The following is a 13,992-nucleotide window of genomic DNA, read 5'->3' as shown; positions in this document are numbered from 1 at the left end:
GCGCCGACCAATGCTACAGAATGCCTGCCGTTGCGGCACAACCGCTTTGTCAGGCTTTTATTGCAAAGTGTGTTGCTCGATGAATTCCATCGGCTGCAATCCTTCGCGGCTTACCAGTCGATTCAACTCGACCCGGGGCAAACGAACGGCCAGCAAGCTGATGCCTTCTTCGTCGTGTTCTTCTTTCTGCACCGCACCGAGTTCGAAGAACTGCGCACGCAGTCGAGCGAATCGTTGCGGCAAACGCAATGTGCCCACAAACAAATCGCTGCCCAGCAACTCGGCAATGGCTTGCTCAAGCAATTCCAGACCACTGCCATCACGCGCGGACAGCCAGACCCGTTGCGGCTTGCCATCGGCATCGCGCTGGATTTGTGGCTCAACGCCTTCAAGCAAATCGAGTTTGTTGTATACCTCGAGGATCGGCAAGTCCTGGGCTCCAATCTCACCCAGCACCACCATCACCTGCTCGATCTGCAACATGCGATCCGGCTCGGCCGCATCGATCACGTGCAACAGCAGATCGGAGTTGCTCGACTCTTCGAGCGTAGACCGAAATGCTTCGACCAGCTTGTGGGGCAAGTGACGGATGAACCCCACGGTGTCGGCCAAAACAATCGGCCCGAGGTCGTCCAGTTCGAGACGGCGCAGGGTCGGGTCCAGCGTGGCGAACAACTGATCCGCCGCGTACACGTCGGATTTCGTCACGTTATTGAAGAGTGTGGATTTACCGGCGTTGGTATACCCCACCAGAGACACGGTAGGAATATCCGCACGCGAGCGGCCGCGTCGCGACTGTTCGCGCTGGCTGCGCACTTTTTCCAGCCGGCCCTTGATCTGGCGCAGGCGAACCCGCAACAGACGACGGTCGGTTTCCAGCTGAGTTTCACCCGGACCACGCATGCCGATGCCACCACCTTGACGCTCAAGGTGAGTCCAGCCACGAACCAGCCGGGTGCTCATGTGGTCAAGCTGGGCCAGTTCGACCTGGAGCTTGCCTTCATGGGTGCGGGCGCGCTGGGCGAAAATATCGAGAATCAGACCGGTGCGGTCGATCACGCGACACTCGAAAACACGTTCGAGGTTACGTTCCTGACTGGGCGTGAGGATGTGATTGAAGATAACCAGATCGGCCTTTTCGGCATGAACCAGGTCGCGTAGTTCCTCGACCTTGCCACTGCCAATCAGGAATTTGGCGGTTGGCCGATGACGCGGCACGTTAAAAAACGCAACGGTCTCGGCGCCCGCCGAATTAGCCAGTTCCTGAAACTCCTGCGGATCTTCGCGCGCCTCAGGGTCCTGTCCATCCAAGTGAACGAGGATGACCCGTTCACCACCACCGTGGCGCTCAAAGAACAAAGGAGACTCCTATCAGGCGTTACCCGGAGCTGGATCTGCGTCGCCCTGTTCATTTTCGGTTGCGCTAGGCAGACGAATTGGACGAACTGGCACGACGGTAGAGATAGCGTGTTTGTAAACCATCTGGCTGACGGTGTTTTTCAGCAGGATCACGAACTGGTCGAAGGACTCGATCGTGCCTTGCAGTTTGATACCGTTGACCAGGTAGATGGAAACCCCAACTTTCTCTTTACGTAAAGTATTCAAGTAAGGGTCTTGTAGCGAATGCCCTTTTGACATGTGCCGCACTCCTTTAAGGATTCAATAATAAAAAATAGGTAATTCAGATGGCTTTGGCCGCCACACCCCCAAGGATAGACGGCAATTGCAAGGACTCAGCTCAATATGGAGATGGTCCCAAGGTATTTCAAGGCGCGTGGCAGATTGTCGCAATCAAGACTGTCCAGCCAGTGTAAATCTTCCCAGCTGCGCAGCCAGGTGAACTGGCGTTTGGCCAATTGGCGCGTGGCGATGATTCCGCGCTCCTGCATTTCGGCCAAACTCAGTTTGCCGTCCAGGTAATCCCAGACTTGGCGGTAACCTACTGCACGTATAGACGGCAACCCGGCATGCAGGTCACTTCTTTTACGCAGGGCTACGACCTCGTCGATGAATCCCTGTTCCAACATATTTGTGAATCTTTGTTTAATACGCTCGTGCAATACCTGACGATTCGCCGGGGCAATGGCCAAGTTCGCGACAGTATAGGGCAATTGTTGCAGTCCCGAAGCGGCTGCTTCAGTACTTTGCGCAGATTGTTGCTGGCGCAGGGCAGTCATGCTCTGACCGCTGACCCGATAAACCTCCAGCGCCCGACTCAGACGCTGTGGATCGTTCGGATGTATCCGCGCCGCTGACTCCGGGTCGATGGCTGCCAATTGCTCGTGCAAGGCTTGCCAGCCAAGGCGTGCAGCCTCTTCTTCGATCTGCGCGCGCACCCCGGGGTCGGCTGCCGGCATGTCTGCCAGGCCGTCGACCAAAGCCTTGTAATAGAGCATCGTGCCGCCGACCAGCAGCGGGATTTTTCCGCGCGAAGTGATTTCGGCCATCGCTTGCAGGGCATCACGCCGAAAATCAGCAGCCGAATACGCTTCAGCCGGATCAAGAATGTCGATCAAACGGTGCGGATGCTCAGCCAACAGCTCTTTTGAAGGCTTGGCGGTGCCGATGTCCATGCCGCGATAAACCAGCGCAGAATCGACGCTGATCAACTCGCACGGCAATACCTTGGACAGCTCGATGGCCAGGTCGGTCTTGCCCGCAGCGGTCGGGCCCATCAGAAAAATCGCTGGAGGAAGCTGGCTCATCAACGACCGCGCAAGAACAGTTTGTCCAGATCGTCCAGGCCCAGCTGGGTCCAGGTCGGTCGGCCATGATTGCATTGACCGCTGCGCTCGGTGTTTTCCATGTCACGCAGCAGGCCGTTCATTTCCGGCAGGGCCAGGCGCCGGTTGGCGCGGATCGCGCCGTGGCAGGCCATGGTGCCCAGCAGTTCGTTGAGGTGCGCCTGAATCCGGTCGCTGGTGCCGTACTCCATCAAATCCGACAGCACGTCACCCACCAGACGATTAGCCTCAGCCTGCTTAAGCAAAGCCGGAATCTGTCGAATAGCCAATGTTTCCGGGCCAAGGCGTTGCAACTCGAAGCCAAGACGCTGAAACCACGCCGCATGCTCTTCGGCGCAATCGGCCTCGCGCTGACTCACCGCCAGAGACTCAGGCACCAGCAACGGCTGGCCGCTAAGGCCTTCGCTGGCCATGGCAATCTTCAGGCGCTCGTACATGATCCGCTCGTGTGCAGCGTGCATGTCCACCAAAACCAGCCCTTGGGCATTCTCGGACAGAATGTAGATGCCCTTGAGCTGCGCCAGCGCGTACCCGAGTGGTGGAATATCTTCCTGACCGGCCGGCAGCGCATTGGCGTTGGCTTCAGGCAACGGCGCGAAAAACTCGCGATACGCAGCCTGAGCCTCAGCGGCAGGCGGCATCGCCGATTGCGGACGCGGCGTGTATTGATACTGATAAGCGCCACCAGCGCTGGCGCCCGCCGACGGATTGAACGCCGGTTGCGCCTGCGGTTGCTCAAGCAATGCGTTGGCCGCCAGACGCATTTCACCCTGCGGGCCGAACTCACCGGCATCAAGGCCGGTTGGCCGGACAACGGCGGTGGTGACTGAACCGGCAAGCTGATCTTCCGGACGCACATCGCCCAGCGCGCGGTGCAGCGTGCCGTAAAGGAAGTCATGCACCATGCGCCCATCGCGAAAGCGCACTTCGTGCTTGGTCGGGTGCACGTTGACGTCCACCGCCGCCGGGTCGACCTCGAAAAACAGCGCAAACGTCGGGTGCCGACCGTTGAACAAGACGTCGCGATAGGCCTGACGCACCGCGTGGGCCACGAGCTTGTCGCGCACCGCCCGGCCATTGACAAAGAAGTACTGCAAGTCCGCCTGGCTGCGGTTGAAGGTCGGCAAACCGACCCAGCCCCACAGGCGCAAGCCGTTACGCTCGATCTCGATCGGCAAGGCTTGCTCCAGGAAACCCGAACCACAGATCGCCGCCACACGCCGTGCACGCGCCGCGTCATCGTGGGCTTCGTGCAGGCTGAGAATGGTCTTGCCGTTGTGGCGCAGATGAAACGCCACGTCGAAACGCGCCAGGGCAAGACGCTTGATCACTTCTTGCAGGTGATCGAATTCGGTTTTTTCGGTCTTGAGGAATTTGCGCCGCGCCGGGGTGTTGAAGAACAGGTCGCGGACTTCAACCGAGGTGCCGACCGGGTGCGCGGCCGGTTGCACGCGAGGCGCCATGTCGCGACCTTCGGTTTCGACCTGCCAGGCCTGATCGGCGTCACGGGTGCGTGAGGTCAGGGTCAGGCGCGCGACGGAACTGATCGACGCCAGTGCCTCACCGCGAAAGCCCAGGCTCATCACCTGTTCGAGGTCTTCCAGATTACGAATCTTGCTGGTGGCGTGACGGGCCAGCGCCAGCGGCAGGTCGTCGGCGGAGATGCCGCTGCCGTCGTCGCGGACTCGCAACAGCTTGACGCCGCCCTGCTCGACATCGACATCGATGCGCTTGGCGCCGGAGTCGAGGCTGTTTTCCAGCAGCTCCTTGATCACCGACGCCGGGCGCTCGACCACCTCACCGGCGGCGATCTGGTTCGCCAGCCGGGGGCTGAGCAGTTCGATGCGGGCTGCGTTCAGCACTTCGTTCATTCTTTGGACGCCAGTTCGGTGCCAGGAATGGTCAGGTGTTGGCCGACTTTCAGCTCATCGCTTTTCAGGTTGTTCGCGCTGCGCAATGTGGCCGGCGATACCTGATAGCGCACGCCGATCATTGCCAGCGTTTCACCCGGGCCGACACGGTGGTCACGCGGGCCCTGGGCGATCTTGCCGGAATCACGCAGCCAGGCAATGTAGGTGCCCGGTGGCGGGTTCTGCTGGAAGAACTGGCGCACGCCGCTGCTGATCGAACGTGCCAGCGCTTGCTGATGGCTCGACGCCGAGAGTTTGTTTGCTTCGTTGGCATTGGAGATGAAGCCGGTTTCAACCAGGATCGACGGAATATCCGGCGACTTCAACACCATGAACCCGGCCTGTTCAACGCGCTGTTTGTGCAGCGGTGTGACGCGACCGATGTTGGTCAGAACTTTCTGACCGACGTTGAGGCTGGAGGTCAGCGAAGCCGTCATCGACAGGTCGAGCAACACGCCGGCGAGCATGCGGTCCTTGTCATCGAGGCTGACGTTGCCGGCACCACCGATCAAGTCGGAACGGTTTTCGCTGTCGGCCAGCCAACGCGCAGTTTCAGATGTGGCGCCGCGATCAGACAGGGCAAACACCGACGCACCAAAGGCCGCCGCAGAAGGCGCGGCGTCGGCGTGGATCGACACGAACAGGTCGGCGCCCTTTTTGCGGGCAATTTCGGTACGGCCGCGCAACGGAATGAAGTAGTCGCCGGTGCGGGTCAATTCGGCGCGGAAGCCTTTCATGCCGTTGACCTGACGTTGCAGTTCGCGAGCGATCTGCAGCACCACGTCTTTTTCACGCTGACCGCGCGAACCGGACGCACCCGGGTCTTCGCCGCCGTGGCCGGCGTCAATCACCACAATAATGTCGCGCTTGCCGGCCGGGGCTGGCGGCAGCTTGATTGTCGGCTCGGTCGGGGTGACCGGCACGGCCGGTACAGTCGCAACCCGCGGCGTTGGCGCAGGCGGCGGCGCCGCGTCGGCCGCGTTATCGAACAGATCGACCACCAGGCGATTGCCGTACTGCGCGTTAGGCGCCAGCGAGAAGCTTTTCGGGGTGACGGCTTTTTTCAGATCGATGACCACCCGCAGGTCGGTCGGCGTGCGCTGGGCCGAGCGCATCGCGGTGATCGGCGTGTTCGCGGTCTGCACATTCAGCGGCGCGCCAAGGGTGGCGCCGTTGATGTCGATCACCAGCCGATCCGGTGAGGTCAGGGTGAAAACACTGTGTTGCACCGGGCCGCTCAGGTCGAAGACCAGTCGCGTGTTGTCCGGCGCCCGCCACAGGCGCACGCTGTTGACCTTTGAGTCGGCCACAGCGTTGACGGTTACTGCCATCAATATCAGTCCAGCGGCAGCCACCAACGCGCGAAAGCGCATACCTAACCCCATCATCTAATTGGATTCCAACGCCAAAGCGGCACACCAGGCCTCGCCACGCGAGCCCTGGGATAAAATTTTCAGCGAACGCCCGCTGTCTTGCGGGCTAATGGTAATGGTCAGGTCCGGCTTTGGCAAAAAGCCTGCACCTTTATCGGGCCATTCGATCAGGCACAGTGCGTCGTCTTCGAAATAGTCGCGGATGCCGAGAAACTCCAGCTCTTCCGGATCGACCAGGCGATACAGGTCAAAGTGGAAGGCGCGGATATCGCCAATCTCGTAGGGTTCGACCAAGGTGAAGGTCGGACTTTTCACCGCCCCGACGTGCCCCAACCCACGAATGATCCCTCGGGACAGCGTGGTTTTGCCCATCCCCAGGTTGCCCTCGAGGAAAATAAGGCCGTGGCCCTGGGTCACTCGGGCGATCCGTGCGCCAAAGTCGCTCATGGCCTGTTCATCGGCCAGGTACAGGGTTACTTCAGACACGGTGCATGCTCCTCCAACAACTGACGAATGACTGGAATCAAATCACTGGCCGCCAGCCCACGGCCGAATTTCCCTTGTTGCATCCCGGCATTGGCGTGCAGCCAGACCGCCAGACAGGCGGCATCGAAACCGTCCATGCCTTGCGCCAGCAGTGCGCCGGTCAAGCCTGCCAGTACATCGCCGAGCCCAGCGGTGGCCATGGCCGGATGGCCCTGGTGACACAACGCCAGACGCCCATCGGGATGCGCGATCAAACTGCCGGCGCCTTTCAGCACCACCACTGCTGTATATTTTTTGCTCAACGCCAAAGCGGCCGCCGGGCGATCCGCCTGTACTTCAGCAGTACTGACCCCCAGCAAACGCGCCGCTTCGCCCGGATGCGGAGTGATCACGCAATCCTTGGGCAGGCTGACGAATCCGCTGGCCAGCAGATTCAATGCATCGGCGTCCCACACTTGTGGCAACGGCGCGTTGACGGCGGTAGACAACAGCGCCCGCCCCCAACTCGCCTGTCCAAGCCCCGGCCCGACGACCAGCACTGACACTTTTTCGAGCAGACTCATCAATTGATTGGCCGATGAAACCCCTAGCGCCATCACTTCCGGAACCCGCGTCAGCGCCGCCGACACGTGCTCCGGTCGCGTTGCCAGCGAAACCATGCCCGCCCCGCTACGCAGTGCGCTTTCGGTGCTGAGCAGAATCGCCCCGCCGAAACCGTGATCGCCACCGATCAACAACAAATGCCCGAATCGCCCTTTGTGCGCGTCCTGCGCACGTGCGGCCAGACGCGGCAGATTAGCCGCATTGAGGCGTCGAGCGCTGACAGGAATGTCACGATAGATTTCGGTCGTGGCGTGCAAATCATTAAATGCCAGATAGCCGATGTGATCCGCAGCATCGCCGGTGAACAGACCGATTTTCAGCCCAATGAAGGTGACGGTGAGGTCGGCGCGAACCGCGGCACCGAGCACATGCCCGGTATCAGCGGACAGTCCGGAAGGAATATCCACCGCCGTTACCGGCAAACCGCTGGCATTGATCGCCCTGATGGCACTGGCATATGGCTCGCGAACCTCACCGGTGAGGCCGGTGCCAAGCAAGGCATCGACGATGATCCCGCGTAATGGGCTCAGGGGGTTCCAGCCCTGTATTGCCACGCCTTCGGTCACCGCCTCGGCATGGGCCAATGCTGCGTCGCCCTGCAAGCGCTGCGGATCACCGACAGCCAATACCTGAACTTGCCAGCCCGCGCGTTGAGCGAGAACCGCCACCAGATAACCGTCACCGGCATTGTTGCCATGGCCGGCGAGCACCGTCAGTTCGGTCGCTGAAGGCCATTGTCGGACCAGCGCCCGCCAGGTCGCATGTGCGGCGCGCTGCATCAATTCGAAGCCCGGCGTGCCGGCAGCAATCAGCCGTGCGTCGAGTTCGCGCACCTGAGCGGCGCAGTACAGCGCGTCGGGTAATTCATCTTTCGTGTGCGGCATGCGTATTCGGGCTCCGATGTCTGGCAGAATTATACGCACCTCAGCTCCGGTTTCTCTCGCCTCATGTCCGCCATCACTACAGACCTGCCCGCCCTCGCCCAATCGATCAAGGATTGGGGCCGCGAGCTGGGCTTTCAGCAAGTCGGCATCAGTGGCCTGGATCTGGCAGAGCATGAGCAGCACCTGGCGCGCTGGCTCGAAGCTGGCTACCACGGCGAAATGGACTACATGGGTGCCCACGGCAGCAAACGTTCGCATCCGGAAGAGCTGGTGCCCGGTACTTTGCGCGTGGTTTCCCTGCGCATGGACTACCTGCCGGGCGACACCGAGATGGCCAAACGTCTGGCCCAACCGGAAAAAGCGTACGTGTCGCGTTATGCCTTGGGCCGCGATTACCACAAATTGATCCGTAAACGCGTTCAACAATTAGCGGACAAGATTCAAGCCGAGATTGGCCCATTTGGCTTCCGCGCCTTCGTCGACAGCGCTCCGGTGCTGGAAAAAGCCATCGCCGAGCAGGCCGGGCTGGGCTGGATCGGCAAAAACACCCTGGTGTTGAACCGCAAAGCCGGCAGTTACTTCTTTCTGAGCGAACTGTTCGTCGACCTGCCGCTGCCGGTGGATGAACCGCACAGCACCGAACATTGCGGTCGCTGTACGGCGTGCCTGGATATCTGCCCGACCAACGCCTTCGTCGGCCCTTATGTGCTCGACGCCCGGCGCTGCATTTCCTATCTGACCATCGAGCTCAAAAATGCCATCCCTGAAGACCTGCGTCCGCTGATCGGCAATCGAGTCTTCGGCTGCGATGACTGCCAGATAGTCTGCCCGTGGAACCGCTTCGCGCGGCCGTCTGGCGAAACCGACTTCAAGCCACGGCACAACCTCGACAACGCCGAACTGGCCGAGCTGTTTTTGTGGGATGAAGAGAAATTCTTGAGCAGCACCGAAGGTTCACCGTTGCGGCGAGCGGGGTATGAGCGCTGGTTGAGGAATCTGGCGGTGGGGCTGGGCAATGCGCCTTCAACGATCCCGGTGCTGGAAGCGTTGAAGGCGCGACGGGATTATCCGTCAGCGTTGGTTAGAGAGCATGTGGAGTGGGCGCTGGAACAGCACTCCCGACCTGCGCACGCGAAACTGGCCAGCAAAGAGCTCAAATCATGATCTTGCCCTTGAGTACTCTTGGTTCTGGCTTGGTGCTGCCTGGTCGTGTGTTTATACCTGTCACTTGGATTTTTTAAGGTGGCCGCCCAACTGGATGATGTCTGCAATCCTGTCCTTGGAGTTCTCCACCAGATACACGCGATCTCCCCCGCCCAAGTAAAAATGCATTCCCTTCATCGTCGAGCTGGATGAACCGTGCATTGGCTCGTAACGGCCTTCCGCTAGCTGGGCGGCCATGCTCGGAGGTTTTCCCTCTGAAATTTCCTTCATGAAGAACTCAGCTTTTTTCTTCAAGTCTTCTTTACCCGCTACCTCGATGTAGTTCCGACCATTTTTTTCGTAGGTCTTGACGAGTGTCCATTTCGTTTCGATCTCCTCCTGAACCGGCGCGCTGGCTTTTTTGGCCGCAGCCTTGGCTCCTCGTCCTTTGGCAAAAGCTTTGCCCGCCCCCCGTCCACTGAGCCCTGGTTGAAAGGCTGAAGCCAGCTTTCTGGCTCCATTCACAGCAGCTTTGGCGCCGGCCGCCAGACCTGTACCGAGCGAAGCCAGGCCAAGACCGACACTGACCCACCCCAATAGCTCTCCTGCTGAAGAATCCGGTGCATAGTGACTGACCAATTCGCTGGCGATTCCCGTCAAACCTGAAGCAACGGTCAGGCCCAGCGCCGCCACCGCCCATGGCGTTGTGGCGCCCGCCGAGAGCACGCTGGCAACAATCCCCAGGACACTGAGTCCGACTCCCAGGATCAATTGCCAGGATATATGCCCCGTAGGGTCAACACGATTGACAGGATCGCCCAGGCAATAAGCGTAGGCATTCAATCCGCCCCCACCAAATGGACTCATGCTATCGGGGCTGAGAAAACGCATCAGTGTCGGGCTATAGGCTCGGTAACCGTTGCCCAGTAGATAAAGGCCGGTCGCCCGGTCCAGTTGCTCGCCGTTGAACCCCGCCAGACTGAACAAACCACCCTCGGCAGGACGATGCCCGTAAGGGCTGTAAGCGCAATCGGTCAGCTGCCCCTCACCCAGCTCTGCCAATACACTTTGCTGCTGATCGGTGCCGAACAGTTGCGCGCCGGCGTTCAATCCGAGCTGCTGCTGCCCTACAAGCAATCCACCGTGCCGCACGACGCTGGATGAATCTTTACCACGAACCTCATTGGTGACCCGGCCTTCGTAGTAATAACGCTGCGCCGTTGCCGTATCCGGTTGCGACAGTTCAACCAGGTGATCGAAACCGTCGTAATGGTAGCCGCGGATGACTGAACCTCCTGCGCCAGCCAGTTGCTCGAGACGTCCGAACGCGTCATAGGTCAGGGTTCGCGCCTGATCATCCTTGATCATCCTGCCGTTGGCGTCGTATTCCAGGGTCACTGCCGGTGGATAGTCGACATGGGAATGCTTGACTGCGCTGAGCTGCGCGGGGTCCGGATTTTCATAACTGAAGGTGGTCAGATTCACACCCAGCGGGAACCGGGTTTGTACAGTGAGAAGGTTGTCCAGTGCATCGAATGTAAACGTCTGCCGGACTATCTCTTTGCCGTAAGGATCCAAGGGTTTTTGGGTTCCGGCACAGTCGTACTGGATCAGACGCCCACGCACGTCGTAAACAAATTGTTCATCGCGCAACACTTGTGTGCCGCGCATGGACACTTTGCGCGACAGTTTGCCAGCGAGCGTATAAGTCGACGCCAGCGTCTGGTCGGGCTGGCCCTTGACCTCGAAAGTACGGAGGGTTTCACGACCGATATCATCATAGGCAAACCGAGTGATCATTTGACGCTTGATCGAAGTCTCTTCGGTCTTCGTCCATTCCAGCATCCCTGTTTGGATGTTGTAGTGGAATTCGGTTTTCAGCGAACCCTGCAAAGTCGATAACAAGCGGCCGTGGTCATCGTATTCGGATCTATGCTCGGATCCGAGTACATCGACATAGATGAGCGGTCGCCCCTCTAAAGAATAGGTAGAAGAAGTTGCTTTGCTGACATCGCCGTAGGTAGTCGTTTCGGATTTGATGCGCCCGGAAGGGTAATACGTAAAACGACGCTCTCTGCTGTTTTCGGTGCAGGTCAAGGGATGCCCGTTGACGGGGTCGTAAGTCATGGTCGTGAGCAATGCCCCCACCTTGCGTTCAGTCAGTAAACCGCCCAGAGCTCGTACATAAGTAAATTCGGTTTTCTTGCCATCGGCGCTCTTGTACCACTGCGGCTGACTGAACCCCGCTTCATATCCGGCCTCGGACTTGCGTCCGCCCACGGTACTTTTCGTCAGGCGATTCAAACCGTCATACACCTGCCGGCCCAACACTCTGCCATTAACCCGGGTGCAGACCGGCAGCGCCTCATCACTGTGATCGGCGTAGTCGGTTACCACTTCGCTGGCGCCGGGCAGGACACTACGGATCATCCGGTCAAAAACGTCGTACCCATATCGAGTGGTATTGCCGACCGGATCGGTCTGGCTGGTTGTGCGCCCCAATCCGTCATAGGTGTAAACGGTTTTGCCGAGGCTCTTATTCTTCAGATTGAAGCTCTCGACACTCAGTGGTTTACCAAATTCGTTGGCGAGGGTAACTGTCTTGCCCATTCCCTGAAGCCAACTCGTTTGCTGGCGAGCGACCGGATCGGCCTCGCTGTGTTCGATACGCCCATCGGCATGGAGCGTCTTGCTGACCTGCCCCCAGTTATCGAATTCGTAGCGAGTGATGACCGGATAAGGCTTGCCATCGCGCCAATCGGTCAGCGTCACGTTTACCTTGTGACCCGCCGAATCATGAATGGCGGAATAGAGGGTGCGAAACTGAATAAGCCCATCCTCATCCGGATAGTCACAGTCCTGTTCCTGAACGGTAACCACCCGTTCCAGGCCGTCATAGGTCACTCTTTGTTCACAGCCGGCAGGGTCAATGGTCACCATCGTGGCCGGCTGCTGAATGGTGGCTGCGATATAGGCCCACCTGGTAGAGGCTGCGTAAGGAGTACCGCGGGCAACCGTTTTGCACACTGCCCGGCCGATCGCGTCGTATTCATATTCGATCTGCTCGCCATCGACACCGACTTCTGACAACGGTAATCCGCTCAGCGTCGAGAGCACTTTCTCGCTGGTCTGCAACGAGCCATCAAACCCGCGTGTGCTGGACTTCACTCGCAGCCCGACGTCCTCAAGCTCATAGGAAAATTCCGTACAAGTCTTCTTATCGTTACGGGTGATGCTTTGCTCTTTCATGGCCCCGTGCTTGAGCGGGTCCATTGGCGTATTCAGGTAATGCCTTGCGGTTCTCGAGCGCAGGACCTCAACCCCCTCCACGAGCTCGAAATAACGCTCCTCAACCGGTAACACGGATGCCAGTTCCGCACCTTTCAACGCGGGATGCAGCGCATAGTCGTAATACGTGACAGTCGAGTTTCCACCTGCTGCAGCAGCGGTAACAGTCCTCTTTTTCTGGAACCTGATAAAACCCAGCGGATCCTTTGGGCAGTTGTCCCCACCGCTTGCCGGATAAAATTCCGACACGGTCGTCACCCCACTCGGCTCGACATACTTGAGCAAGTTGCCTTCGCCGTCGAACTCAGTGACGGTGGTTTCCTCGCGCGTCTTTTGGGTGCCCCGGTCGAGATACGTCACCTTCTGAACCTTGGGCATGCGGAACTGAGCCGGCTGTTCATTGAATGGCCTTGCGACGGAACAATGATACTCGGTGGTGGTTGTGGTCTGGGCATCGCCGCATGTTGTAACTTCTGCGACCAGCAAATGGAATTTGTTGTAGGTGCGATTAATCCGGGTGTGAACCTTACCGTTGACCACCAATTTCTCGTCCGAGGTATAGACGTAGTGACTGGGCGCCAGGTAAAGAGGATCTCCGTCTTCGTCCTTGGCCGGGATGAGACCCTGCCCGAGAAAGTTATGGTCGGAATACGTGTATATCTTGCAGAGCCTGGCCTGGCGACGCCCCGGGTAAACATCGTGAGCGATGACAAACGGCAGCGTCTGTTCCACGCCGTTTACGAAGCGGTGACCTTGCCGCTTGTAGCGAATGATTTCTACGCCGCGCAAGGGGTTGACGACGCGGCGCAAATAGCTGGCCTCATCAATGACTTCATATTCCAGCTCCCAGCCCTTGCCGAGCGGAAGCTCGATTGCCGTCACCCGACTGTTTTTCAAGATCAACTTGTAGTCGGAACTGGACGGCGTATCGGGATGCCGGGTCAATGTCACTTGACCTGCATTGCGTGTAATTTTCAACAGGCAGCTCTTGGCGTCAGAGACTTCCGTCAACATGGGAAACTGATTGAACAATTTATGCTTCAGTGTGATGCTCACACCGTTCGCCGCGAAAATTGTTTCCGCTACGGCAATCTGAGTGCCCGCCTGGACTTTCAGTAACTCACGGCGCCCATCCTTGTATTGGACCTCATAGCGGCCTGTCCCGATCACCAATACCTTGGCGGTTTGCAGTTTCATTTCCTTGAACTTCAGGCCGGTAGACGTCTCGACAGCCTTGTATCGCTCACCGTTGGACAGCGTCATGACTTTGCTGCGCAAGTTGTAATGCGTCATGGTCAAAGACCACCCAAGGCCAAAACCGGCATCCACCTGATTGAGCGGATTAAACCCCATTGAGAGTGCAAATTCAGGACCATTGAGATCCGCCGAGTACAACTTCCCCAACGAAAAGGCACATGTATATATGCCCGTGCGAGGATCAACGCCTCCGGAAACGAACTCACCGAAGTTGAAAGCATTTGAATGAACAGCGGAAGATGAATTACTTACCATTGAAAAGCGTCCTTTATTTCCAAATTCAGATATTGGCAGATCAGGCTGG

The 13,992-nt window shown here is 58.6% G+C and carries 9 protein-coding genes; 1 reads left to right on the top strand and 8 read right to left on the bottom strand.

Going from position 1 to position 13,992, the window contains the following annotated elements; genetic code table 11:
- Positions 1-57 precede the first annotated feature (57 nt).
- The 7 genes from hflX to ACA043_RS02615 all read right to left on the bottom strand — a co-directional run bounded on the left by hflX (position 58) and on the right by ACA043_RS02615 (position 8,000).
- Complete coding sequence (gene hflX / locus ACA043_RS02645; RefSeq protein ID WP_095187332.1) at positions 58-1,359, bottom strand: ribosome rescue GTPase HflX; 1,302 nt, start codon at positions 1,357-1,359, stop codon at positions 58-60.
- A 12-nt stretch (positions 1,360-1,371) separates the two neighbouring features.
- Complete coding sequence (hfq, locus tag ACA043_RS02640; RefSeq protein ID WP_095109354.1) at positions 1,372-1,638, bottom strand: RNA chaperone Hfq; 267 nt, start codon at positions 1,636-1,638, stop codon at positions 1,372-1,374.
- A 95-nt stretch (positions 1,639-1,733) separates the two neighbouring features.
- Positions 1,734-2,705 (bottom strand): tRNA (adenosine(37)-N6)-dimethylallyltransferase MiaA, encoded by a 972-nt coding sequence (gene miaA / locus ACA043_RS02635; protein ID WP_187677880.1) that lies wholly within the window; start codon positions 2,703-2,705, stop codon positions 1,734-1,736.
- Positions 2,705-4,606: a DNA mismatch repair endonuclease MutL gene (gene mutL, locus ACA043_RS02630; protein ID WP_497659616.1), complete on the bottom strand. Its 1,902-nt coding sequence runs from the start codon at positions 4,604-4,606 to the stop codon at positions 2,705-2,707. Before mutL ends, miaA begins: the two co-directional genes overlap by 1 nt.
- Positions 4,607-4,611: 5 nt before the next feature.
- Positions 4,612-5,985: an N-acetylmuramoyl-L-alanine amidase gene (locus tag ACA043_RS02625; RefSeq protein WP_401271274.1), complete on the bottom strand. Its 1,374-nt coding sequence runs from the start codon at positions 5,983-5,985 to the stop codon at positions 4,612-4,614.
- A gap of 57 nt (positions 5,986-6,042) precedes the next feature.
- A complete protein-coding gene (gene tsaE, locus ACA043_RS02620) occupies positions 6,043-6,513 on the bottom strand; it encodes a tRNA (adenosine(37)-N6)-threonylcarbamoyltransferase complex ATPase subunit type 1 TsaE (RefSeq protein ID WP_016985707.1) in 471 nt (156 codons plus the stop codon).
- Positions 6,501-8,000: an NAD(P)H-hydrate dehydratase gene (locus ACA043_RS02615; protein WP_497658568.1), complete on the bottom strand. Its 1,500-nt coding sequence runs from the start codon at positions 7,998-8,000 to the stop codon at positions 6,501-6,503. The genes tsaE and ACA043_RS02615 overlap by 13 nt, the downstream gene beginning before the upstream one ends.
- Positions 8,001-8,063: 63 nt before the next feature.
- Between ACA043_RS02615 and queG the strand changes: the two genes are divergently transcribed.
- On the top strand, positions 8,064-9,164 hold the full coding sequence (gene queG / locus ACA043_RS02610; RefSeq protein ID WP_489880354.1) for a tRNA epoxyqueuosine(34) reductase QueG: 1,101 nt from the start codon (positions 8,064-8,066) through the stop codon (positions 9,162-9,164).
- A gap of 60 nt (positions 9,165-9,224) precedes the next feature.
- On the opposite strand, the gene ACA043_RS02605 is transcribed toward queG, so the two are convergent.
- Positions 9,225-13,943: an RHS repeat domain-containing protein gene (locus ACA043_RS02605; protein ID WP_497658567.1), complete on the bottom strand. Its 4,719-nt coding sequence runs from the start codon at positions 13,941-13,943 to the stop codon at positions 9,225-9,227.
- Positions 13,944-13,992: the final 49 nt, after the last annotated feature.

It is taken from the genome of Pseudomonas sp. LBUM1648, assembly GCF_059716145.1.
This window is presented reverse-complemented; position numbering and strand designations above follow the sequence as displayed.